The sequence below is a fragment of the Fodinibius sp. genome (assembly GCF_034521915.1).
Lineage (GTDB): Bacteria > Bacteroidota > Rhodothermia > Balneolales > Balneolaceae > Fodinibius.
In genome coordinates, this window is sequence record NZ_JAXHLU010000013.1 from 110,977 (window position 1) to 133,948 (window position 22,972).

General features: G+C 42.0%; 19 protein-coding genes and 1 pseudogene. 3 read left to right on the forward strand and 17 right to left on the reverse strand.

All coding sequences use genetic code 11. The features are described 5' to 3' along the window. Positions 1-100: 100 nt before the first annotated feature. The 5 genes from U5J89_RS08740 to U5J89_RS08760 all read right to left on the reverse strand — a co-directional run bounded on the left by U5J89_RS08740 (position 101) and on the right by U5J89_RS08760 (position 6,903). The gene (locus U5J89_RS08740; RefSeq protein ID WP_322575234.1) at positions 101-1,621 is read right to left on the reverse strand and encodes a RagB/SusD family nutrient uptake outer membrane protein; all 1,521 of its coding nucleotides are present in this window, start codon (positions 1,619-1,621) and stop codon (positions 101-103) included. 36 nt (positions 1,622-1,657) lie between these two features. Beyond that, the gene (locus U5J89_RS08745) at positions 1,658-5,053 is read right to left on the reverse strand and encodes a SusC/RagA family TonB-linked outer membrane protein (RefSeq protein WP_322575235.1); all 3,396 of its coding nucleotides are present in this window, start codon (positions 5,051-5,053) and stop codon (positions 1,658-1,660) included. Between the two features lie 51 nt (positions 5,054-5,104). Then, complete coding sequence (locus U5J89_RS08750; RefSeq protein WP_322575236.1) at positions 5,105-5,644, reverse strand: FecR family protein; 540 nt, start codon at positions 5,642-5,644, stop codon at positions 5,105-5,107. Positions 5,645-5,666: 22 nt separating this feature from the next. Then, positions 5,667-6,164 carry a hypothetical protein gene (locus U5J89_RS08755; protein ID WP_322575237.1) on the reverse strand — a complete coding sequence of 166 codons (498 nt, stop codon included), beginning with the start codon at positions 6,162-6,164 and terminating at the stop codon, positions 5,667-5,669. Between the two features lie 166 nt (positions 6,165-6,330). Next, the gene (locus U5J89_RS08760; protein ID WP_322575238.1) at positions 6,331-6,903 is read right to left on the reverse strand and encodes a sigma-70 family RNA polymerase sigma factor; all 573 of its coding nucleotides are present in this window, start codon (positions 6,901-6,903) and stop codon (positions 6,331-6,333) included. A 384-nt stretch (positions 6,904-7,287) separates the two neighbouring features. On the opposite strand from U5J89_RS08760, the gene U5J89_RS08765 reads away from it, so the two are divergent. Beyond that, positions 7,288-9,645 carry a glycoside hydrolase family 3 N-terminal domain-containing protein gene (locus tag U5J89_RS08765; protein ID WP_322575239.1) on the forward strand — a complete coding sequence of 786 codons (2,358 nt, stop codon included), beginning with the start codon at positions 7,288-7,290 and terminating at the stop codon, positions 9,643-9,645. Between the two features lie 96 nt (positions 9,646-9,741). Here U5J89_RS08765 and folE2 read toward each other — a convergent pair whose 3' ends face one another. From folE2 to U5J89_RS08825, 11 genes and pseudogenes are all read right to left on the reverse strand, one after another. Continuing rightward, a complete protein-coding gene (gene folE2 / locus U5J89_RS08770; RefSeq protein WP_322575240.1) occupies positions 9,742-10,641 on the reverse strand; it encodes a GTP cyclohydrolase FolE2 in 900 nt (299 codons plus the stop codon). Between the two features lie 24 nt (positions 10,642-10,665). Beyond that, entirely contained in the window at positions 10,666-11,118 is a 453-nt protein-coding gene (locus tag U5J89_RS08775) for a 6-pyruvoyl trahydropterin synthase family protein (protein ID WP_322575241.1), read from the reverse strand. A gap of 233 nt (positions 11,119-11,351) precedes the next feature. Beyond that, positions 11,352-11,948 (reverse strand): protein-tyrosine-phosphatase, encoded by a 597-nt coding sequence (locus U5J89_RS08780; RefSeq protein WP_322575242.1) that lies wholly within the window; start codon positions 11,946-11,948, stop codon positions 11,352-11,354. A 120-nt stretch (positions 11,949-12,068) separates the two neighbouring features. After that, positions 12,069-12,963, reverse strand: a pseudogene (locus tag U5J89_RS08790) (arsenite methyltransferase). Position 12,964: 1 nt separating this feature from the next. Then, the gene (locus U5J89_RS08795; RefSeq protein ID WP_322575245.1) at positions 12,965-13,300 is read right to left on the reverse strand and encodes a metalloregulator ArsR/SmtB family transcription factor; all 336 of its coding nucleotides are present in this window, start codon (positions 13,298-13,300) and stop codon (positions 12,965-12,967) included. 142 nt (positions 13,301-13,442) lie between these two features. Further along, on the reverse strand, positions 13,443-14,531 hold the full coding sequence (gene arsB, locus U5J89_RS08800; protein WP_322575246.1) for an ACR3 family arsenite efflux transporter: 1,089 nt from the start codon (positions 14,529-14,531) through the stop codon (positions 13,443-13,445). A gap of 47 nt (positions 14,532-14,578) precedes the next feature. Continuing rightward, positions 14,579-15,418, reverse strand: a complete 840-nt coding sequence (locus U5J89_RS08805; RefSeq protein WP_322575247.1) for a universal stress protein — start codon at positions 15,416-15,418, stop codon at positions 14,579-14,581. Positions 15,419-15,465: 47 nt separating this feature from the next. Continuing rightward, positions 15,466-17,247, reverse strand: a complete 1,782-nt coding sequence (gene arsA / locus U5J89_RS08810) for an arsenical pump-driving ATPase (protein WP_322575248.1) — start codon at positions 17,245-17,247, stop codon at positions 15,466-15,468. Between the two features lie 393 nt (positions 17,248-17,640). After that, positions 17,641-18,276, reverse strand: a complete 636-nt coding sequence (gene arsD / locus U5J89_RS08815; protein ID WP_322575249.1) for an arsenite efflux transporter metallochaperone ArsD — start codon at positions 18,274-18,276, stop codon at positions 17,641-17,643. Between the two features lie 29 nt (positions 18,277-18,305). Further along, positions 18,306-18,752 (reverse strand): DinB family protein, encoded by a 447-nt coding sequence (locus U5J89_RS08820; protein ID WP_322575250.1) that lies wholly within the window; start codon positions 18,750-18,752, stop codon positions 18,306-18,308. Positions 18,753-18,844: 92 nt separating this feature from the next. Continuing rightward, positions 18,845-19,609 carry a metallophosphoesterase family protein gene (locus tag U5J89_RS08825; protein WP_322575251.1) on the reverse strand — a complete coding sequence of 255 codons (765 nt, stop codon included), beginning with the start codon at positions 19,607-19,609 and terminating at the stop codon, positions 18,845-18,847. Between the two features lie 993 nt (positions 19,610-20,602). Here U5J89_RS08825 and U5J89_RS08830 point away from each other — a divergent pair. Beyond that, entirely contained in the window at positions 20,603-20,839 is a 237-nt protein-coding gene (locus tag U5J89_RS08830) for a thioredoxin family protein (protein WP_322575252.1), read from the forward strand. A gap of 26 nt (positions 20,840-20,865) precedes the next feature. After that, positions 20,866-21,843, forward strand: a complete 978-nt coding sequence (locus U5J89_RS08835; protein WP_322575253.1) for a permease — start codon at positions 20,866-20,868, stop codon at positions 21,841-21,843. 211 nt (positions 21,844-22,054) lie between these two features. Here the strand turns inward: U5J89_RS08835 and moaCB are convergent, their stop codons facing one another. Next, positions 22,055-22,972: a bifunctional molybdenum cofactor biosynthesis protein MoaC/MoaB gene (gene moaCB, locus U5J89_RS08840; protein ID WP_322575254.1), complete on the reverse strand. Its 918-nt coding sequence runs from the start codon at positions 22,970-22,972 to the stop codon at positions 22,055-22,057.

Sequence of the window (22,972 nt, forward strand, 5' to 3'; positions counted from 1 at the left end):
ATTTATATTTATATACCGATAGTTTTGCATACCAAACTACTTTTATACTTCTCCAAAACAGTATGCAATACTATCAGCATAATCAGTTTAGTACTACTCTTTATTCATAACCATTGTTCTGTTCAAGAGCTGAGTTGTTTAGTGACTCCAGCGGGATAGGCAACACTTCGTGTATACCTTCCTGGAATCCTTCATCAGCCAAGACATCTGCAGCCCGACCGGTACGCACTAAATTAAACCACCGGTGCCCTTCTGTAGCGAGCTCTAACTGCATTTCTCGATAAATATTATCAAGCGTAGGAGTAACAGGGCCCAGACCCACCCGGTCACGAACCTCGGTGAGTAAAGCTTCAGCTCGAGTATCACTAGAACCGTTCAAACGAACGAGCGCTTCAGCCTCAAGCAGGTAGGTGCCTGCAAGACGAACTTCTATATAGTTGTTGGGATAATTAAGTTCAATAGTCCCACTTTCAGCTGTGTATTCTTGTAGCGGGGCAAACTTCTTAATAAAGTATCCTGTATCTTCGAAGCCCGGCTCGTAACTGGCTGTTCCGTTGTCTGCCATACTTCCAATATCAACAATAGTATGATCGTAGCGTGGGTCGCCCTGAAGAGCATTCACCAATTTGGAAGTGATAGGATTAAATCCATACCCACTGTTGTATGTGGGACCGCTATAACTTCGGGCGCCAACAAACTGCACATACACATTACCCTGGATATTTCCGCTTCCAAACATTCCCCAATCAGCTTGTTGTTTAGCTGTGTGAGTAATTTCAAAAATGGACTCCGAATGGTATTTATTATCCGGGCTGAATATTTCAGGATAATTGTCTAATAATTCATAAGCCGTAGAGGTATTCACTTGATTTAGCAAATTTGCAGCGCGCTGCATCTTCGCTTGATCTTGACCGTCTCCAATTTCATACATCAGCGATTTCGCCAAAAATGCCCGTGCCGCGCCTTTCGTTGCACGCCCAGCTTCGTTTGAAGGCAGTGGAGCCTTAGGCAAGTCAGCAATAGCAGCAGACAAATCTTCGTCGATCTGAGCATATACATCTGCAGGCGGTGCCTGCTCTTGTTGATAAATCTCACTGGTCTCGATCGGTTCTGTAATCAACGGAACGTTGCGAAAAAGTCTAACCAACCAGAAGTAATAGTAGCCGCGTAAAAATCGAGCTTCAGCAACATATCGTGCTTTAGTTGCCTCATCCAGCCCCTGGACACCCTCTATTCTTTGCAGTAATAGGTTTGCCCGGTTAATACCGGCGTAGCTACGGCTCCAATAGCCTGCCTGGGGACCCACGGCACTACTCAGATCATAGGAGTTCCACGCCTGCCAAGCTGTTACATCATTCGGTCCGCCACCACCGGCATTCATACCGTCCGAAGCACTATTAAGCGGTCCAAGGATATTTATAAAGGTACCATCAGGTCCGCCTGTTTGCCATCCTATTGGATTATATGCAGCTACTAATGCTGCAAACGCCTGGTCAGGAGTCTGATAATAATTTGACTCTAACTGCTGTCCTTTAGGCTCCACGTCCAAGACGTTATCACAGGAGGCAAAGGAAACGACTACAGCCAAACACATAAGATATGTAAGTAAACTTTTCATCATTTTCACCAATTGTTGTGTTGTTTAGATTTGTCTGATTTAAAATTTGATATTTACACCAACTTGGAAAGATTGAGCTTGCGGATAAATGCCGCGGTCGATACCAAAGCTGGCTCCGCCAACTTCAGGATCGAAACCGGAATATGCGGTTATTGTTGCCAGGTTCTCGGCACGAACGTAAACACGTGCTTGTTGAATACCGAGATCACTTGAAAGCTCTACCGGCAACGTATACCCAAGCTGCAGGGTTTTGATCCTGAAATAGCTTCCATCAGACAGATAAAAATCGGATGGATTTGTAAAGTTATTATTGGGATCGCTATCTGAAAGACGCGGATAAGAATTAGAAGTACCCGGTCCTGTCCAACGATTCAATGCCCGTGTTGTATAGTTGGCGGAAGCAATGTCGAGGCGGCGCAGTCCCTGGAAAATTTCGTTTCCATATACACCTTGTCCAAACATCTTCAAATCAAACTGCCTCCAATTTGCAGAAAGGTTGATACCAAATGTCCAAGGAGCTGTTGGATTCCCGATGAAGGTACGATCTTCACTGGTAATGCGGCCATCACCATTTAGATCCTTCCAGCGAAAATCACCCGGCTGGGCATTTGGCTGGATAAGATCTCCATCAGAGTTCGTATAGTTATTTACTTCTTCCTGCGTTTGGAAAATACCCTGTGTCTCGAAACCGTAAAACGATCCAATAGGTTGTCCAACAGTGGTTCGCGTAAGCTCATAAGCACTTGCCTGTAGCGGTATCGATCCGACTAAGAAATCGTTTTCACCAATATCGGTAACCTCGTTCTTATTATAGGAACCATTTGCCGTAACGCTAAAGCCGTAGTCCTCAAACTGCTTGTCATAACCCAATTCAAGTTCAACACCATCGTTAGTCAAGCTTGCTACATTACCAAATGGATTGCCGCTGGCACCAACATATGAGGGGATTTCAACCTGGAGGAGCATTCCATTAGTCTCTTTGTGATAATAGTCAAAAGTCAAAGAAAAATTATTCAGAAAAGTGGCGTCAAAACCAGCATTAATCTGAGTTGTTTCCTCCCACTCCAGGCTTGGATTAGCCGGGGCATTCGGGCTTGCACCAGTGTAAATACTGTTTCCAAACACATAGTTGCGACCTCCCGAAACTGTTGACTGGTACTGGAAATCACCCAACGAGCGATCATTACCGTTGACCCCGTAAGATGCGCGAACTTTTAAATAATCAACAAAAGTGTCCGGGAAGAATTGTTCAGAGGTTGGCACCCAGCCCACCGAAACGGCGGGGAACGTTCCATACTGATTTTCACTTCCAAATCGGGAAGAGCCATCAATCCGGAGCACTACCGTTAGCAAATACCGGCTATCATAATCGTAATTAACTCGGCCGAAGTATGAATTAAGGGCGTATGGCTGTGCCTCTCCTCCAAAAGCAATACGCTGATCATTAGGCACTGAAAAGTTCATTGAGGCATTATCAAAATTCTGTGCCGGGATGGCCTGATATGTTCCACCAACAGTAGTAGCGTTGGTTTCGCGCGTGCTGGTTCCTACCAAGAAGTCGAAATTATGATAATCAAGGCTGGTGGAATAGTTAATAGTATTTTCCCAGCTCCAGATTAAGTTACGACTATTCTCGCGAGCAAAACTATTGGTACCCGTATTCTGAGCAACTGAACTCAGGTAATAAATTGGAGTAAAAGACTCAAAGCCAAAGAAGGCTGGCTTAACGCCAATATCAGTCTTAACTAACAGGTTCTCTATTGGTTCAACCTCGAGACTGAGATTACCAACAATATTATGAGAGTACCCATAATTTCCGCGCTGTGTTTCGATATATGCCAGCGGATTCGACATTTCCTGTCCTACATATCGCGAGATTCCGTAGGGATAACCTTGCTCGTTCCTTATTACAGGATTATTGCTATATGGAGGGCTATTAATAGTAGATTCATTAGTAATAAGTACTGGTGTTATGGGATCCAGATTAATTGCAGAACTAAGAGGACCGCCAAACTCAGTATTGGTTCCCAAACTTCCGCGATTCTTCTCGTATGTATAGCTAATATTTTCACTAAAGGTTAGCCAGTCAGTAACATCAACAGTAGAATTTAATCGAAATGATACCTTTTTATTATGCGAAATCGGTGATGCTACAATACCCTGCTCATCGTAATACCCAATTGAGGCATAGTACGAAGATGTTTCATTACCACCGCTAAAACTAAGGTTTTGATTAATCACTGCTGCAGAATTATTGAAAATCGTTTCCTGCCAGTCGGTACCTTCGCCATACTGCTCTGGGTTAGGAAAAATAATCCCGTTACCTGCCGCTACAGAAGACTCATTTCGCAACACGGCATATTCTCTGGCATTCAACAAGTCCAATTTTTGTTCAGGTCCTTGGATTCCATAATAACTACTGTAGCTAACTTCGAAATCACTGCGTGAGCCACTTTTTGTAGATACAAGAACAACTCCACTTGCAGCTCTTGTACCATAGATTGCTGCTGAAGCAGCATCCTTTAATACTTGGATTGATTCAATATCACTTGGATTCAAATAGCCAATACCGCCATTTTCAATAGGAACGCCATCCACAATATAGAGAGGGTCACTATTATTTATAGAGGTCGTCCCACGAATTCTCACAGATGATGAGGAACCAGGTGCACCTGAACTTGAGGTTACCCGAACTCCCGAAACACGACCTTGCAAGGCATCATCTAAGCGCTGTACCGGCGCCTCATCCAAATCCTCTGAACTTACAGAAGATATTGAACCACTCACATTTCTTCTCTCCTGTGTTCCGTATCCAACAACTACAATTTCTTCTCCCGCTGCAAAGACCTGGGGCTGAAGAGCAACATTTAATACGTTTTGTCCATCATATACAATCTCTTGAGTCTGATAACCAATATAAGAGAAACGCAATGTATCCTGTGGCTCTACTGATGTGAGAGAGTACTCTCCATCCATGTCCGTCGAAGTACCACGACTAGTTCCCTTGATAATAATATTCACTCCGGGAAGTGTTTCGTTTGTTTCACTATCAGTTACAACACCGGATACGGTATCAGCTGCAATTTCTAATTTTGTCTCAGGTAGCTTTGAAATCACAAAGGTACGATTATCAATATAGCTATAATCTAAACCATGAGGCTCCAATAGCTTTTTAATTTTTTCTCTTAGCGTTCCATCGAGCTCTTTTGCAGAACTTAATTTTCCTTCCACAATACTGGATTCGTACAGAAATACCACATTGTAACCGGTTTCAATACGTTCCAATTGTTTTTCTAAACTTACCTTTGTATCAACCTCCTGGGCTTTCACAAAATTTTCATTTAGAACATACTGCGTCGACTGTCCCGCCCAAGCGGCATTAATCCCAAATAAAAGGATGAATAAAACCAAGAAGGTGTATCTTTTAGTCTTCATATCATTTAGATTTTTTATTATGTAATTAATCATGATCCAGTATCCTGTGAATCAATTTTTGGTGTTGATATAAACTTTCTGTTCCCGCTTTTCGATATCCACATTCAGCGTCTTAGCAATACCTTCCAGGATGAAACTTAAGTTTAAATTCTTAAATCTGCCTGTAAGCTTCTTATCCAAAAGTGCTTTGTTATTTACTTTTACTTCCACACCGTAAGTAAATTCAATTCTTTTAATTAAGTCTGATAATGGCGTATTATCCAACACCAGACTATCGCTGGCCCAAGAGGTATACACTTCGGGATTCACTTGCTCCACCTCTATTTTGTCAAGATTTTGAGAAAATAGGGCCATTTGATTTGGCTCCATGACATACTCCAGATCTTTCTTTCCCAGAGAATCTTGAACATTGACCCTAACGCTGCCCTCTTTTAATACCACCCTGCTACGCCCATCGGTAGTATTTACTGAAAACTCTGTTCCCAAAACCGAAACATTTCCATCAGGCGTATGCACAATAAAAGTTCTGGAATCATACTTTGGCTTTCGGGTAATACTAAAAAGGGCTTCTCCCTCTAACCAAACACGCATGGTATCAACGGTTGTTATTCTTTCAGGGTACCCGCATTTGAGAGTTTGCATTCATCACTATATCAGAGCCATCAGAATAGTGTACCGTTGTTTTTTGTCCTGTTTTAGTTTCTATAAGTTGATAATTAATCGAGGCGGCCCGGCTACTTTCTGTTCCGTCGTTCTGTTGTAAAAGTGTGTGCCGGGCCAAAAATCCAACCAACAGTAAAATACCCGCGGCTGCGGCCATAGTGGCCCAAACCATCTTAGTGTGCTTTTTCTTTACTTCCTGAAGGGGCTTATATCGATTTTCCGAGTCGATACGCTCCATCAGCCGTTCTAACTCCAGATCGGAATCTGGCTTTGGAATGGTTTGTGTACCCTTATTAAGCAACTTTTGTGCTTTCTTCGCTATTTTTGCATTCTTAGCACTTTCCTGCATCCAAGCAGTCCATTGCTCTATTTCTTCCTCCGATGCACTTCCTTTCAGAAAGCGGACAAAAGAGTCATCCTTTAATATTTCGGAGAGTTTATCAGGCATTGGTTTATTTACTTTTTCTATTGGATTATCCTCGATTCTACCCTAATAGAGGGGGCTCAACCTGATTTCTACTCTATATTTTCTATATTTTTTTCTCTTGAAATGCAATAATAGCATAAATTGCTGTAAGGCAACGACTTACGAGACAATGAATTCAGAAAAAAAATTAATTTTTTAAAAAAATTCGCAAGTTTTCCAAGGCATCGTATACTAAATTGTAGATACTTTGTGCGCGAATCTGCAGAACTTCAGCAAGCTCGTTAGTAGATAGGCCTTCAAAATATTTTAAATAGATCACTTCTCGCTGACGCGGGGTAAGTTCTGCAATCGCCTCTTTTAAACCTTCATGTTCTTCCTCCCCCAGCTCCAATGTTTCCTGCCAAACCTGGTAATTCGGCAATACATCAAATTCTTCTGAAAAATATTTCTTATCAATATCCTGTCTGCGTTCAATATTTTTCTTTTTCCGAAGAAGTTGGCGACGAAGAGATATGAAAAGATAAGCTTTAATAGAATCTGGTTGATTAAGATTATTCCGGTATTTCCAAAGGTTGTAAAAGACTTCCTGAATCGAATCGCGAACCAGATCAGTATTGGGTACGATCCGATACCCATAACGGTAAAGAGAATCAAAATTGTCATTAAAAAGAGCTGCCAACGCTTCTTTATCTCCTTGGCAAAGCTTTTCCCAAAGCTCAACCGATTTTAAATTATCGTAGTCAAACTGATTAGCGCTCATTAATCTGTGCAGGTAATATTCGCCATGTTATGATTGGATAAAATACAAATATTAAAGACAAAAAACTCTTTAGAAAGTGATCACTTGTTTTATCTCAAAATTGGAACAATAAACTTTTAAAAATAAGTCACGGTTTAAATTCAACAAATATTAACCCTTAGTTGGTTAGGATCTAAACAAAAATTTATCAATTCCTATCAAAATGAGACTTAAAAAACATATAAGAGTTGTAGTATTATGCAAGTTTTATACTTGCTCTTGATAGTTGCAAAATCTTGCAGTAGCTTCAAGGCGTTCCGTCGTTCTGAAATTTTAAATACTTCTGTTGCAAACAAAAGGCGGAAGTACTTTATATTTAAATTTAAATTTCAGAATACGACGATTATGGATTTTCTACTATTTCTTTTCTCACGCAAGTCACAAAAGGGCGTTTCTCTTCTAATCGCCTCATTTTTAAGCTTCTTAATATTTTTGGGAAGTTTTAATATAGCATCAGGTCAAACTTACTTAGATCCTGAAAGCCCTATCAAAGAACGGGTAGATGATCTACTCAGTCGCATGACGATTGAAGAGAAAGTAGGTCAGATGACGCAGCTTAACATCACACTTATAAACGAAACCGGTGTTCAGCGTAATGTTAATCTAGATCCGGAAAAAGCCAAAAAGTTATTGACCAATCATCACATTGGTTCATTTCTAAATGGTGAGGCTGTACCACCGGAACAATGGATTGAGTATACTCGAGCACTCCAAGAAATAGCTGTTGAAGAAACGAGATTAGGCATCCCGATTATTTATGGTATCGACCACATACACGGAGCCAGCTATGTGCAAAACAGTACGATATTTCCGCATAACATAAATATTGGTGCTACTTTTAATCCTGAACATTCGTTCCAAAACGGTCGTATTACAGCTCTTGAATCTGCACCGCTGGGACATACCTGGAACTTTGCACCGGTATTGGATCTCGGTCAAAATCCATACTGGCCCAGACAATATGAAACATTTGGTGAAGATCCTTATTTGGCTTCCAAGCTTGGTACTGCTTATGTGAATGGATATCAGCAAAAGCATGATATTGCTCCTTACAGGCTGGCTGCAACCGCCAAACATTTCCTCGGATATTCTGTACCACGATCAGGCTGGGATCGCACCCCGGTAGATCTTTCAATGCAGACCATCCACGAGTTTCATCGTCCATCCTTTCAAGCAGCCATCGATGCAGGAATTAAAACAGTGATGGTTAACAGTGCCGAAATAAATGGGATACCGGTCCACAGTTCCAAACAACTTCTGACTGATTTACTTCGGGATGAAATGGGATTCGAAGGCATCATATTAACAGACTGGGCAGATATCGGTAAACTCGTTGATTATCATAAAACGGCCCAAAATTATGATGAAGCCACGTATCAAGCTATAGAAGCAGGTGTAGATATGAGTATGACTCCGGAGTCATTGGAGTTTAATGAAAGCCTGTTAAAGTTAGTTAAAGAGGGACGTATCAGTGAAGAACGTATTGATGAATCAGTACGTCGTATTCTAAAACTTAAATTTGAGTTGGGATTATTTGAGCATCCATATCCATCTGGCAAAGGGTTAGATAATATTGGAAGTGACTCTCATAAGAAAAAAGCGCTCCAGGCAGCTCGGGAATCTATGGTACTGCTAAAAAATTCTAACAACACCCTGCCCTTTTCAAAAGGTTTAGAACAAATTTTAGTTGTCGGGCCATCGGCAAACAGCAAAAAAAATCTTTCCGGAGGTTGGACATTAGCGTGGCAGGGAGCCTCAGAAGATCGTTATCCCGAATCAATGAAAACCATAAGTGAGGCTATTGCAAACAAGTTTTCTGATACTAAGGTTGTTAGCATAGATTCAATTGGACCAATGAATTCAGATCACAGATCCCATTTTAATGAAACCTTAAAAAATTCTGATGCAGTTATCATAGCAGCCGGGGAAGAACCTTACACTGAGTTCGTTGGTAATATTACCAACCTTAAACTTCCCGAAGATCAGTTGGATCTGATTCGAGCTGTAAATCAGTCTGGCAAACCCACCGCCTTGGTATTGGTAGAAGGACGTCCCCGTGTTATTACTGATATTGTGGATGAAACTGAGGCTATTGTCTGGGCCGGTTTACCCGGTTTTGAAGGGGCCGAAGCCATTGCTGATGTGTTAAGCGGCGATTACAATCCCAGTGGTAAACTTCCCTTCTCCTATCCACAGTTTGTAGGTCATTTTGCGCCATATAATCACAAATCAAGCGCTGTATATTATTTTGATCCTGATGTTGCCAATAATATCGAACAGGCTGATAAGACCACCGCGCTCTGGAATTTTGGTCACGGTCTAAGCTATACCAACTTTTCTTATGATAATTTAGCAGTTAGCGACACCACATTAACCGACAATCAAAAGGTAACAGCTACGGCAACAGTAACAAATACTGGAGATCGAGTTGGCACTGAAACAGTGCTGTGGTACATCACAGATGAGGTAGGACGTATTACCAGACCAGTAAAAGAATTAATTCATTTTGAGCGTCTGCAATTGAAACCCGGAGAGCAACAAAAAGTAACATTTAAAATTGAACCCAAGAAGCATTTGGGATATCCCGACTTCAGCGGTAAAAATATTCTGGAGGAAGGGTATTTTCAGATCCACGTAGGTTCGCAAAGCACGCGCTTTCATCTTAAAAATGATTCCCAAAACATTCAATTGCAGTCCAACTGATTGCAATTGGTGAACTACAGTAATATTTAAAAACATTAAAAAAGCCCTGAACTTTAGCTGAGTTCAGGGCTTTTATTTTACAGTAATTTGGCTTTTCTATCGCAGACCATTTTTAATGCCTTTGCAAATACGACTTACGGCATCATGGCTGTGCAGACTTTCCATATGCACACATCGAATCACAAAATCGTGGATCCGTTCTTCTTCATTCAACTGTTCATAGAGCAATCGAGCAGCATCTTCCACAAATTTCTGATACGCGCCATTCATCTCTGCAAAGGCCTGCTCATCTTCGCGCTTGACCATTACCTGGGTTTCGGTCATCAGCGCTTCCTGGCAATGGTTAACTAAATCCTCCACAAAAATTTCTTCGTTTAGCTCAACCGTTAAATTTGCAATACTGCGCTGGCTGTGCGGAATACTGGCTACTTCCCTGGTTTCGCGAGCATGCTCGGAAAGTTCATACGAACATGGACAAGCACTACTGTATTCAAAATCCAGATGCATAAATTTCCTGAATTTACCATCGGCATCCATGGTCCCTTCAATAGCCACCGTATAATATTGATAGCCTTCCAATCCAGAACGCAAACTCTCTTGTTTAATCGGATAATTAAACGACAATCGCAGATACGCCGTTTGCGTATCGAGCTCTTCTCTATAAGTCTCAAGAACTTCTTCCAATTTATCCGGATGAAAAACATCATCTTCAAAATCATAAAACGACCGCATAATGCGACTCATATTGATGCCTTTCTTTCCGGCCTCTAGTCCCACATACCCATCAACCGACGTTTCCAGCGTAAGCAGTTCTCCATCGGGACGGGGATACTTCAAAGGCAATTTAAAGTCCGATATACCAACTTGCTGAATGGGAACATCTGCTCCTTCAATCAACGAAGCAGGACCATTTTGCAAATCGGGAAGACTTGCTTTATAGTCGTCGGAGACCGTGAATGTAGGATCGTAATGTCGTTTCAATTTTGTAGAAATCATTCGTTTAATGATACAATTCTTAAGTTAATCTATAGCGGGAATCTCTTTTTCTAAAAGATACGGACAATATTTAGCGGAATTTCGTTCGGTTTCTTGCAACTCAACCTCATACAAAAATCCACGTTGTTCAGTGGCTTCTCGAATTGGATCTTTGAGTTCTTGAAAAAATACTTCTACCAAATTTTCAGTTGATGGCATAATTCCGTCTAAAAAAGGAATATCCATATTGAGATTTTTGTGATCACACTTCTCAACAATACGTGATTCAATTATTGCTTTAAGGTCTGATAAATCAATAACATAACCGGTATCCTTATCCTGTTTACCGGCAACAGTTACATTTAGGATGTAATTATGTCCATGCCAATTTTCATGATTACATTTCCCAAACGTTTGTTTATTCCATTCATCTGATTTTTCAGGATTATGCAAACGATGGGCAGCGTTAAAATGGACACGTCTTGTTACAAATATCAAATTAGTAGATTTTATCTTTTACTGGGTTCAAATATTGAATCCCCATAACGCTGATTTTAGATCAAGGGTTCCAAAAATCATAATTCGAAGTTATCAGCTTCAGCTATTTTTATCAAATAGCTGATAATGTGAAAGCACTATTTTCACATCATTTGTTTAGCTATTTAATAAAAACACGGTAATAACAACCCAGAAAGTATTATTGATGGCAATAAAATCCACTGGACAATCTTTTAAACTTGTGACATCATATAATACATTTCTGATGCAATCTGCCGGCAGCGCTCATCGTACGTCTCTTTCTCCTTGGAAGTGCCATCAGATTCTTTGGGATCAACATACGGAATAGAAAATCGCTTTTCGGCTCCAGGCACTATAGGACAATTTGCATCGGCATCCGAGCAAGTCATAATAGCCGCAAAATCTTTTTCGGGATTATGGGAATCATCAAATGTTTTAGAAAAGCAGATTAACGGCTTTGATTCATCATCAAAAGAAACCTCATACTTTGGATTCTCTCCACCTGGATTTTCGACCTTAAAACCAGCTCGTTCAATAGCTGCTACAGCACGCGAATTAAAGGCTGTGGCTTCGGTACCTCCGGAATACGTTTCCACACTTTCTACCCCAAAATACTCAGCTAGTGTTGCTGCCCAGATCTGGCATAGATGACTACGTCGGCTGTTATGGGTGCAAATAAAGTTGAGCTTGGCCGGCTCTTTTGACCGAATATAATCAGCAATTTTAGCTAATTTTTGTTTTCGCTGATCTGGTATCTCATTCACCAAATTATCCAGATCATCAATGTAGGATTGTAATGTTGAGTACATGTAATTTGTTAGGTTATAAAGGCTGAAACCTAGGCTCTGAAGTTACTTCTGTTCCGCAGCAGAGCTACGAAACGAGATGAATAGATCCTGAAACAAGTTCAGGATGACACTGTGGTAAATTTAACAGCAACCTGAACCCGGTTCGCAAACATTACCAGCATCAATCATTTCAATTTTCTCCTGGTCTATATTCTTTTCAGATTCCCCACCAGGCTTTTGAGCAAAAACGGTAATACTATAAATTCCGGTATCTCCATTTTTAAAGTTATCTATTTCTTCTTCTGATAAATATTTAGCCAAGATATCATCAGGCAGCTCAATAGTTTTTTCTTTCTGAATGGTACTATTTTCGAAGCCGGTTTCTTTTATATGACCCAAGGTACTCATCTTTCTGGATGGCCCCAGCTACACATCCCGCATACATTTCGGCGTCTTCGCGCAATGCATCAGGCAGCTCTCCGACAAGTACAATATCCGAAATACTAAAATGTCCGCCGGGTTTTAACGTGCGAAAAATTTCTGAAAAGACTTTAGGTTTATTCGGCACCAGATTAAGTACACAATTACTGACGATTACATCGGCCACATTATCGGAAACAGGCATGTTTTCAATATCCCCATAACGAAACTCTACGTTATTGTAGCCCAACTTGTCGGCATTTTTACGGGCTTTGGCAATCATCGGCTCGGCAAAATCGATACCAATGACTTTGCCTTCGGCGCCGGCCTCATGACGTGCTACAAAGCAATCGTTGCCAGCTCCCGATCCCAAATCAATAACGGTATCCCCTTCTTTAATTTTAGCAAATTGAGTGGGCAAGCCGCAACCGAGTCCCAGGTCTGCATCGGGATTATAACCCTCAATCGAATTGTAGTCATCACTCATGACATTGTAGACCTCATCGGAGCTACAACATGAGCTGGAGTCGTAATCCTTGGATTGTTCACTAATTTGGCTGTATTTTTCTTTAACCGTTTCTTTCAGTTCTTCATCCTTTTTTTTATTAGTACTCATCTCAGCAGCAGTTTTCTTTATTTTTAGTTGTTACATCGTTAATTAATGGAATCAGTAGTTCGTTTATTTCCTGAATGCCCTCTTCGCTTAAGCAATAGCACGTCCGCACACCGTCTATTTCGCCGGTTATAATACCGACTTTTTTTAACGCCTTTAGGTGTTGCGAGACGGTTGATTGAGCCAGCGGAAGCTCGTCTGTAATGTCACCACAAAAACAGGTTTCCCGATCTGCCAACAGTTCTATGATGGCTATACGTGCCGGATGTCCGAGCGCCTTCATCAACTCAGCAGATCGCTTTTGCGAGGGGTCAAATAGTTTTGCTTTAGTAATCGCCATAATATCTATGATTATCGTATATTTACGATTAAATATACTGCATTTTTATTCTCATTTCCAACATTAATTGATTGTCTGTACGGTTGAAAGTGTCATTCTTCGTTCGCTTTGTCAGAAAATTGTTTTCAACGCAGGAAATTTGTTATCCCAATACCTTCTCTTTTTCTTTCTCTTCTTTTCTTTCAACGCTCGTTTGGTAGTGTGGTCTTCTGCTATTGGCAAACTTAACCAGCGACAGCATAATGGGTACTTCAATAAGAACACCGACCACGGTTACCAGGGCCGCTCCGGATTGTATCCCGAACAACATGATGGCCACAGCTACCGCCAGCTCGAAAAAGTTACTAGCCCCAATCATAGCACCGGGTGCGCAGGTTTGGTAATTCAGGTTTAGCCACTTGCCGCCGAACCAGGCCAGGAAGAAAATAAAGTACGTTTGAATAATCAGAGGAACGGCAATAAGCAGTATCACCAGCGGATCCTGTAAAATGCGATCTCCCTGGTAGGCAAACAATAGAATAAGCGTCAGCAGCAGGGCAGTAATCGAAACCGGTTTGAATTTTGGCAAAAACCGAGTGCTATACCACTCCATTCCCTTCTTGTTGACTAATATCTTGTGTGTCAAATAACCGGCAACCAGCGGAATCACAACAAAAGCGACAATGGAGGTAATCAGGGTATTATAGGGAATGCTGATATCTGTTATTCCAAGCAAAAAGGCTACAATCGGGATAAATAAAATTAATATCAGCAGGTCATTAACCGAGACCTGTACCAGCGTGTAGGTAGGATCGCCATCAGATAGATACGACCACACGAACACCATGGCCGTACAGGGAGCGGCTCCCAACAAGATGGCACCTGCAATATATTCCTGAGCCATGGCCGGATCGATCCACGCGCTGTAAATATGGGAGAAGAAAATCCAGGCAAAAAAGGCCATCGTAAACGGTTTGATAGCCCAGTTCACAATGACCGTCCAGACGACCCCTTTCGGCGCTTTTCCCACATCGGCCAGCGAATCGAAATCGATCTGGAGCATCATCGGATAGATCATGGCCCAAATTAAGAGAGTAATGGGGATATTAACCTTATACAAATTAAAATCGCTGAGTACCTCAATGGAATCGCCAACAAGCGAACCCAGGCCAATGCCGGCCCCAATACACAGAAGTACCCAAACGGTTAAGTATTTTTCAAAAAAGTCAATGGATTTATTAGAATCAGACACAGTTTAGCTCTTCGTATTTTGATTAATTTTACAATTTGTAATAACAATTATTGATCGGCGGGAATAAGCAAAAGGGGCTTGGTAGTACGACGGGCGACCCGGTGGCTGTTACTGCCAATAAACAGATCCTCCACATAACCTTTTCCCTGGGAACCCATGACAATCATGGACGCATCTTTTTGGTCGGCATACTCGGTAATTTTCTTCCAGGGTCTGTGGGAGGATACGACAGCAGTAGCTTCTACAGTTTCAATCCCTTTTTCTGTAAGCCAGTCTTTTCGCTTATTTAATTCCTTCTCTTTGGCCGCATCGGACGCATTTTGGACATGCAACAGCGTTACGTTTGATGCTTTAAGCTGTCCATTTCCAAACACCAGTAGCGCTCGATCTGCATTTTCCGAAAAATCAGTGGGAGCCAAAATATGGGAGGTCAAATTTTTGCAGATAGAAATATTGGTGTCGTCTTCGCTGTCCGATACTCTGAGCAGTAATACTGGACGAGCAGACCGCTGAATAATCTCAGAGGCCACACTGCCTAACAATAGTTCTGACAACCTGTTATGCCCGCGGTGACCGACAATAAGCAGGTCGGCCGACAGTTCTTCGGCTACTTGTAAAATAGTAACCGGTGCATATATACTTGACTGGATCTCTAACTTCCAGTCCGCATCAAATCCCTGCTTATTTAGTTTTTGCGCGTACCCTTCTAACTTTTTCTCAAAAGAAGAAGTATCAAACTTCTCGGGACCGCCGGGATAGGGATTCGAGACAGCGGTAAGAAGGGTTACCTTGCTGATGCCCAGTTTCTTCAGGTCTCCCATGCAGTGGACCAGATCATCACTTGATTTTGAGAGATCGACGGCTAACAGTGCGTGTTCAAATTTCATGGCTTTTTACCTGTTGTTTAAAATATAATTTTGTGACTTGGGATCTCCTATTTCGCGACCATATCGGCACGGTCTTTAACTAATGCCTCCAGAATATCGTCATTGGCAATCCAGGGAATAGCGTAAAGCCGGTTGGCGTGCTCTTCTTCGATCTCTTTAAGCAGCGGTACCTCTTCGGCCGCGCGCTGCTTGAGCAGCGGATCAGAAACGGGCGTGGCCGACATGCTCTGGTTGGCAATCCACGCGTAGGGCTCAATGCCGGAGCGGTGCAGATCGTCCTGCAGTTTGGCAGCTTCAGTAATCGGGGTTGTTTCCGGAATGGCTACAATCAGCAGCTTCGAATAATCCGGATCCTGCAGGTACATATAGGGCGTTTTGATCTTGTCCTTGTCCATACTGGTATTGCGCAACACCTCTTTGTGGTAGCTGCCGGTCGTATCTATCAGCAGCAGGGTATGACCCGTCGGCGCCGTATCGACGACCACGTACTGGCGTTTTGCTTTATGGATGACTTTGGAAAACGCCTGGAATACGGCTACCTCTTCGGTGCAGGGCGATTCGAGATCTTCGCGAAGCAGCCGGCGCTCCTCTTCGGTTTTATCTTTGCCTTTCTGCCGGAGCACTTTCTCGATATATTCCTGCTTTTGCTCATCGGGATCAATGCGATCTACGGTGAGCTCTTCCGGCAGTTCCATATCGCCAATATGACCTTGCAGGTGCGCGGCCGGATCGGTGGTGGTCAGGTGAACCGGGTATCCGCGCTGGGCTAATTTCATGGCTACTGCAGCGGCAATAAGCGTTTTTCCGACGCCGCCTTTGCCCATCGTCATAATGAGGCCGTGATCCTTATCGGCGATAATATCATCTACCAGTCCGTTTAAGTCAGGAAGTTCACTTTCATGCTCTTCGGTCAATATCGATTCGCTCTTATCTTTAATCTCATCGTTATCAAGCGGTTCAAAGACCTTGCGAAGCTTATCGATTCCCAACAGGTTATAGGGACGGAGCGGGAACACCAATTGCTCCATCTCTTTTAAACGCTCAGGCATCTGCTCGAGGTTTTCATCCGCCTGCTCCTTCATCTTACGCGCAAACGGATCGGAAGAGTCAATGGGTTCGAAATAGCCGTTAATCAGTAGCAGCTGATTCGAAAGGCCCAGCTCGTCGAGCTCTTTGCTTGATCGGTTGGCTTCGCGCAGCGCAGAGGCATCGGGACGGCTCACCAAATAAATGGTGGTCGTTCCTTTATCCTGCAGCCGCTCAACCACTTTTTGATAGCGCTGCTGACTCGTTTTAAGCGCTGAAGACGGACCAATACAGCTGGCGCCATCGGGATTTTTCTCAATAAAATCACTCCACGCCTCCGGCAGTTCAAGCAGTCGCAGCGTATGTCCCGTCGGAGCCGTATCAAAAATGATCACATCGTAGGGCTGGTCATCTTCATCGCCAGCCACATATCGCGCAAATTCATCAAAGGCCGCAATCTCCGTAGTACAGGCCCCGGACAGCTCTTCACGGATCTTATTTATTTCATCCTCCGGCAATACATCTTCGAGCGGAGACAACACGCGATTGCGGTATTCCTCAGCCGACTCTTCGGGATCGATATTCACGGCATGCAAATTAGGAACATCATTCACCGGCGTAATTTTATCGGAAATATCGGTTTCCAATACCTCTTTTAAATTGGAGGCCGGATCGGTACTGATGAGCAGCACATCTTTGCCCTCATCGGCCAATTTTACGGCCGTAGCACTGGCCAGCGAAGTTTTGCCAACGCCACCTTTTCCGGTGAAAAAGATATAGGGAGTAATTTCTAGATTTTTCATAATGCTAAGTTATATTTATTCAATTTTTTCCTTCGTATTTTGAGAGATGACATAACATATAATGCAATTGTCATCCCCTTTATAAAGCTGCCTAAAAAGTCACGTTAAACAATCAGAATCCTTAAAATACGGCCTATTATTCTAATCGATCAATCCTCCTGCCCTTGTGGGATGGAGCTCAATTCCACAGGGCCTGTCCTCCTTCTCCCACCGACGTATCGGGGCAGGCAAGGAAGAACTCTTGAATTACGATCTAGGTCAAGATGCCAAAAGGTACTTTTAAAGTCCCTCTTGGCGAAGAGGGATTTAGGGAGATTGATATTACCTTTATTATTACGACAACAATTTCTTGGTCCAGACTTTTGGGACAGCCTCACAATTCAAATTTCTTTTCTAACAGCAACCACTACCCGGTGCGCAACCGTTAGCTGCTGATGATTTACCAGCTCCCAATAATTTATTGGATAGTTCTACTATATTACCTGCGGGTACTTGTTTTACATTTTGAGCAACCTGCAGCGTCTGGGCGATAGTCTGTTCAGACACACCTAAATCTTTAGCTTTTTTATAATGTGCTTTTAAACAAGTCTCACAATTTGAAGCCAATGCTGCAGACAACGCTACCAGCTCTTGTACCTGTTCATTCCAAATATTCTCATTTTCTACCATTGTACGTTCTTCTGTTTTCTGATTCGAAGTTTCGCCATTTATATTTAATAGCTCCTTCAACTGATTACGGTCTGGATAATCCCCTTCCAAAATAACGGATCCATTTACCGCTATTATGGGCAGGATATCAGAACCTTCATTTTGCAGGCGCGTGATGACTTCCGGATTGGATTTAAACGCCTCGGGCTCCTGTCCCAGGTTATATCGCTGAACGTTAATGCCCTGCGACTTTAACCATTTTACATCATTGGCGAAGTCTACCAGTTCATCGTCCACATCCGGTCCGCAAACGCCCGTGCTACAACACATGGCGGGATCAAAAACTTCAAGGGTCATCGTTTTCTGTTGTGTATCTTCCATAATAAGGTTCTCTGTTTTATACGTATTGATTAATATTCTTTGCCATATTTCCTGGACAATGCTACTTGACCCGCATGGTAAGCCGTGTGCGTCATGATGCGAGCCAGGGCTTCGGCTTTGGTAACCGTGCCAAATTCAGCCGTCGTAACTTCCTCGTCCCAGTCATCTACCTGCTCAATAGCTGCTTTCAGTTCATTTCCGGCTCGTTCAATTAATTCCATGAGTGATGCTAAATCCGTAAACTGCCCGCGATCTTTGGCCAGGCTTCCAATCGTTTGAGCTTTCACATCCAGCTCGCGACCAAACACATTTTTGCTGAACAACAGCTCTACTTCTGCCATATGACGCAACAGCCAACCCACACTATTCGATTCACTATCGATGCGTTTTAACAAGTCGGCATCCTGAATGTCATCAAGCTGATTGGTCAGCCTTTTGCGTCCCATTTTCCACATTGACAACTGCATTTCTTTCATTGAAATAAACTTTATTTATTTTTCATCGTAAATATACGATTAATAAAAGTGCCTCCCAAACTATTTGTCAAATTTTTGCTTTCATGGATATCTTAGCCGCCGTTTCTCAACATATCTGCAAACGCATCGGGGAGTGGACTTTCTTCAACAGCGTTCGCTGCTTTTTCCACATGGTATTCAACTCGAATGAATTCCACATTCAGATCATTTGCATCTGAAAGGTTTAGGTCTCCATCCCATTCCAGCATGGCATAACAGGCCCGCGGATCACCGTCTTTTGGCTTGCCAACAGAACCGATGTTAATGGCGTGACGGTATTTCCCATCACTGTCTTCCAGGATTTTGTGATACGGTTTGTGGGTATGGCCAAACGCCATGATATGCGCCTCTGCTCTTTCCATCATTCGGATCATGCTTTTATCGGGTCGGTCTTCAAAAAGATATTCATTAATTTTTCTAGGGCTTCCGTGCACAAGCAGCAGATGGTACGGATCCGTATTTACGCCGAACTCTATGCGCAAATGTGCTGGTAACGAACGAAGATAAGCGCGGTTTTCATCAGTAATGACCTTGTTTGTAAAGGCAATAGACTCAGCCCCGCGCGCTTTATCTTCTTCCGTTTGATACGCACAACCACAATCATCGCTGTTTAGTCCAACACCCTGGTCGTAATTACCGGCAATCACCGGAATTCCTTTTTCTCTTATCGTTTCAATCACTTCATTTGGATAGGGCGCATATCCAACAAGATCCCCAAGGCAATATACCGCATCAGGGGAACGACTGTAGATATCATCCAGCACAGGATTCAGGGCGTCAATATTTGCATGGATATCGCTAAATAGGGCTATTTTCATGATTGGTTTTACTTTATATAAGAGTTCAAATACATTTTATTTAATTTTTCAATACTGCCTAAGCTCATATATGCGGGTGATATCTTCGCAAATACAGGTTTCACACACTACAAGCAGCCCGACAATGGCCATTCGGGCCGGGTACCCTAACGCCTTCATCAATTCGGCCGTCCGTTTCTGAGTAGAAGTATAGAGTTCGCTTTCGTTATTAGCATAGAATTAATTATTAATCGTAATTATACGATTATAAGATAGGGTTACCAAATATTTTAAGAGAACTACTGGTTAAAATCTTTAGTCGCCATTACGCTGTGTATATTCCTTCTTCCTTACTTATAGATTTTTATCAGAACTTATAATCTTTAGCAGAGGTATCTTTCTGATTCCTTTTATGCTGATTCTGGTATGAGAGAAGCTTAAATTTTACCGCTATTAATGTTCTATTTATGCTAACTTAACAAGCGGTATTAGTCATACAAAAGGTCTTTGCAAAACCCAATATGTCATCCTGCCGTATCCCGCCTGGGAATTATACTCTCGTTGAAACTTCGGAGTACAGGTTTCAATCTGTATTTAGACATTGTACAGGACTTTTTAGATTCTAAAGAGATACTGAGATAAACTCAGCACATGGTTCAGAATGACACAAATTAGTAGTTTTGCAAAGGGCTGATACAACTTTTCTCACCAGTAAATTTTGGACAATCGTTATCTATATTGCAATTCGGTGGTATTTAAGAGATTTAATCAAATAAAGAGTTGGAGTTAAATCTGTTACCAACTTCTTTATTTAATGCCTGACTACTATTGCTTTATGTATTGCTGGCTTTCAAATACTCGCAACCCATCTTAGCTGATTCATAAATAATTTTTAAAGCCTATCTATCTATGACATAAAAAATTCCAATCAAATTAATCGCAATAATACGATGAATAGAATATATTAATCGTTATATTACGATCTATTGAAATTAGAACAAAACCAATAACACGATGAAAAAAATAAAGATTTTAGGTCCAGGCTGTCCCAAGTGTAAAGCAACCCATCAAAATGTATTAAAGGCACTAGAAAGTTTACAGCTTGACGCTGATGTTCAAAAAGTTGAGGATATGGAGGAGATGTTAAAATATGATGTAATGACAACGCCAGTACTGCTGATTGACGAGACGATTCATATTAAAGGACGAGTAGCACAGGTAAGCGAAATTAAAGAGTTGTTGAAACAGTAAGCAATAGATCAAAAAATATTACAGATATGTTTGACTGGTTAGAATCATTTGCAGACTGGTTTGTTTATTCAATTTTACAGATTTCAGCAGAGTCGCATCTAGGCACAGCATTAAACTTTTTTGTGTATGATACCATCAAGATTTTAATCTTGCTGTTCGTCATTGTATTCATCATGGGTATTGTAAATGCCTACTTCCCGGTTGAACGACTCCGAAATCTCTTACAGCGAAAAAAACTTTATGGATTAGAGTATTTTTTATCCTCAATTTTTGGAGCTATTACTCCATTCTGTTCCTGTTCATCGGTTCCTCTATTTATAGGATTTGTAAAAGGCGGCATTCCTCTCGGGGTCACCTTCTCTTTTTTAATAACCTCCCCCCTTGTGAATGAAGTAGCTATTGCTATGTTTATCGGTCTTTTTGGATGGGAAGCTACTCTCATATACGCGGGCTCCGGGATTTTACTTGGAACATTAGGAGGATGGTTGTTGGGAAAATTCAATCTGGAATCATGGCTTACAGACTGGGTAAAAAAACTTATGGACAATACCAGTCAGGAAAAAGTTGCTGTAAATGAACAAAAAAGAGGATTTCTTGAACGCATACCCGAAATTTCCAGAGAAGCCTGGGGAATCGTTAATAGTGTATTACTCTATATCATAATTGGTATCGGTATTGGGGCTGCAATGCATGGATACGTTCCGGGTGATTTTTTTACTGAATATTTAGGCAATGGAAGTTGGTGGACGGTACCTTTTGCTGTGATTCTGGCTGTACCTATGTACGCAAACGCAGCAGCTATCGTGCCTGTAATCGAAGTTTTTGTAGCAAAGGGGGTACCATTGGGAACGGCCATTGCATTTATGATGGCTACCGTAGGACTTTCACTTCCCGAAGGAACGCTCCTGAAAAAGGTAATGACCATGAAACTAATTGCGGTCTTTTTTGGGGTGGTAACAATTTTTATCATCCTATCAGGATATCTATTTAACCTGATTATATAGATGTAAATACAAAAGGACAGATCGAAGGCATTGATACTACGCTGTATAAAGCTTAGAAATTTCACACTGCACATTTAGGATACAATTACATCAGCTACGTTATTAGAAAAGGACATGCCTTCAATATCCCTATAGCAAAATTCTACGTTATTTGAGTCAATTTCATCAACATTTTCCGGACTATAGCAATCAATAGCTCCACATAAATAACTTATAGTTCATCATGCCGGGCAGCTTCCATCACCCTAAAAATGTGAAGTACATGCGGAAAAATGGCGTCCATACTTTCTTTTGCACCATTAGTTGAGCCCGGTAAGGCCAGAACCAAGGAGTCTTCAATCAACCCGCTTACGCTTCTGGAGAGCATACTATAAGGCGTGCGATCTTGCCCATAGCTTCGGATGGCTTCCTCAATACCCGGAATTTCACGGTCTAACATAGGACGTAGTGCTTGAGGCGTTACATCGCGGGGCGACATTCCCGTGCCGCCGGTGAAGATGATCATGTCTGTTTTTTGATCCACGTGTTTACGAGTAAGGTCAATTATCTGATCTTGTTCATCCGGAATAATCGTATATTCTGCTATGGATATGTCAGACTCTTCCAATTTGGAAATAATTGCTTTTCCGGCACGATCTTCTTTTTTACCATCTGCAATGGAGTCGGAGCAGACAATAACTGCTGCCGATAGCCCCTCACGTAATTTTTTAGAGTAGCTGCTTTTACCCCCTCTTTTCTCAAGCAGTTTAATAGAACCGATTTCAATCTCTTTATCAATTGGTTTTAACATGTCGTACGCCGTGAGAGCTGCCACACTGGCCGCATGCATGGCTTCTACCTCTACCCCGGTTTTGTAGATGGTTTTGATTTCCATTTCGATTCGAATAGTCAAATCCTCAATAGTGAAGTTAATACCGGCATACTCGATGGGCAGCGGATGGCAGTCGGGTATCATATCGCTGGTTCGCTTGGCTGCAAATAGAGCGGCCGCTTTTGCCATCTCAAAAAGATCCCCTTTAGGGACATTTTTTTGCTCAATGGCCGTAATAGTTTCCTGCTTGCTTACATTAACCACGGCTTGCGCTTTAGCATACCGTAGTGTTGAAGATTTATGTGTGATATCTACCAT

What these genes read in the sequence shown, in the direction of transcription:
- U5J89_RS08740 (WP_322575234.1), bottom strand. Translation starts at nt 1,621, where the DNA reads ATGATGAAAAGTTTACTTACATATCTTATGTGTTTGGCTGTAGTCGTT.
- U5J89_RS08745 (WP_322575235.1), bottom strand. Translation starts at nt 5,053, where the DNA reads ATGAAGACTAAAAGATACACCTTCTTGGTTTTATTCATCCTTTTATTT.
- U5J89_RS08750 (WP_322575236.1), bottom strand. Translation starts at nt 5,644, where the DNA reads ATGCGTGTTTGGTTAGAGGGAGAAGCCCTTTTTAGTATTACCCGAAAG.
- U5J89_RS08755 (WP_322575237.1), bottom strand. Translation starts at nt 6,164, where the DNA reads ATGCCTGATAAACTCTCCGAAATATTAAAGGATGACTCTTTTGTCCGC.
- U5J89_RS08760 (WP_322575238.1), bottom strand. Translation starts at nt 6,903, where the DNA reads ATGAGCGCTAATCAGTTTGACTACGATAATTTAAAATCGGTTGAGCTT.
- U5J89_RS08765 (WP_322575239.1), top strand. Translation starts at nt 7,288, where the DNA reads ATGGATTTTCTACTATTTCTTTTCTCACGCAAGTCACAAAAGGGCGTT.
- folE2 (WP_322575240.1), bottom strand. Translation starts at nt 10,641, where the DNA reads ATGATTTCTACAAAATTGAAACGACATTACGATCCTACATTCACGGTC.
- U5J89_RS08780 (WP_322575242.1), bottom strand. Translation starts at nt 11,948, where the DNA reads ATGTACTCAACATTACAATCCTACATTGATGATCTGGATAATTTGGTG.
- U5J89_RS08795 (WP_322575245.1), bottom strand. Translation starts at nt 13,300, where the DNA reads ATGGCGATTACTAAAGCAAAACTATTTGACCCCTCGCAAAAGCGATCT.
- U5J89_RS08805 (WP_322575247.1), bottom strand. Translation starts at nt 15,418, where the DNA reads ATGAAATTTGAACACGCACTGTTAGCCGTCGATCTCTCAAAATCAAGT.
- arsA (WP_322575248.1), bottom strand. Translation starts at nt 17,247, where the DNA reads ATGAAAAATCTAGAAATTACTCCCTATATCTTTTTCACCGGAAAAGGT.
- arsD (WP_322575249.1), bottom strand. Translation starts at nt 18,276, where the DNA reads ATGGAAGATACACAACAGAAAACGATGACCCTTGAAGTTTTTGATCCC.
- U5J89_RS08820 (WP_322575250.1), bottom strand. Translation starts at nt 18,752, where the DNA reads ATGAAAGAAATGCAGTTGTCAATGTGGAAAATGGGACGCAAAAGGCTG.
- U5J89_RS08825 (WP_322575251.1), bottom strand. Translation starts at nt 19,609, where the DNA reads ATGAAAATAGCCCTATTTAGCGATATCCATGCAAATATTGACGCCCTG.
- U5J89_RS08830 (WP_322575252.1), top strand. Translation starts at nt 20,603, where the DNA reads ATGAAAAAAATAAAGATTTTAGGTCCAGGCTGTCCCAAGTGTAAAGCA.
- U5J89_RS08835 (WP_322575253.1), top strand. Translation starts at nt 20,866, where the DNA reads ATGTTTGACTGGTTAGAATCATTTGCAGACTGGTTTGTTTATTCAATT.
- moaCB (WP_322575254.1), bottom strand. Translation starts at nt 22,972, where the DNA reads ATGGTAGATATCACACATAAATCTTCAACACTACGGTATGCTAAAGCG.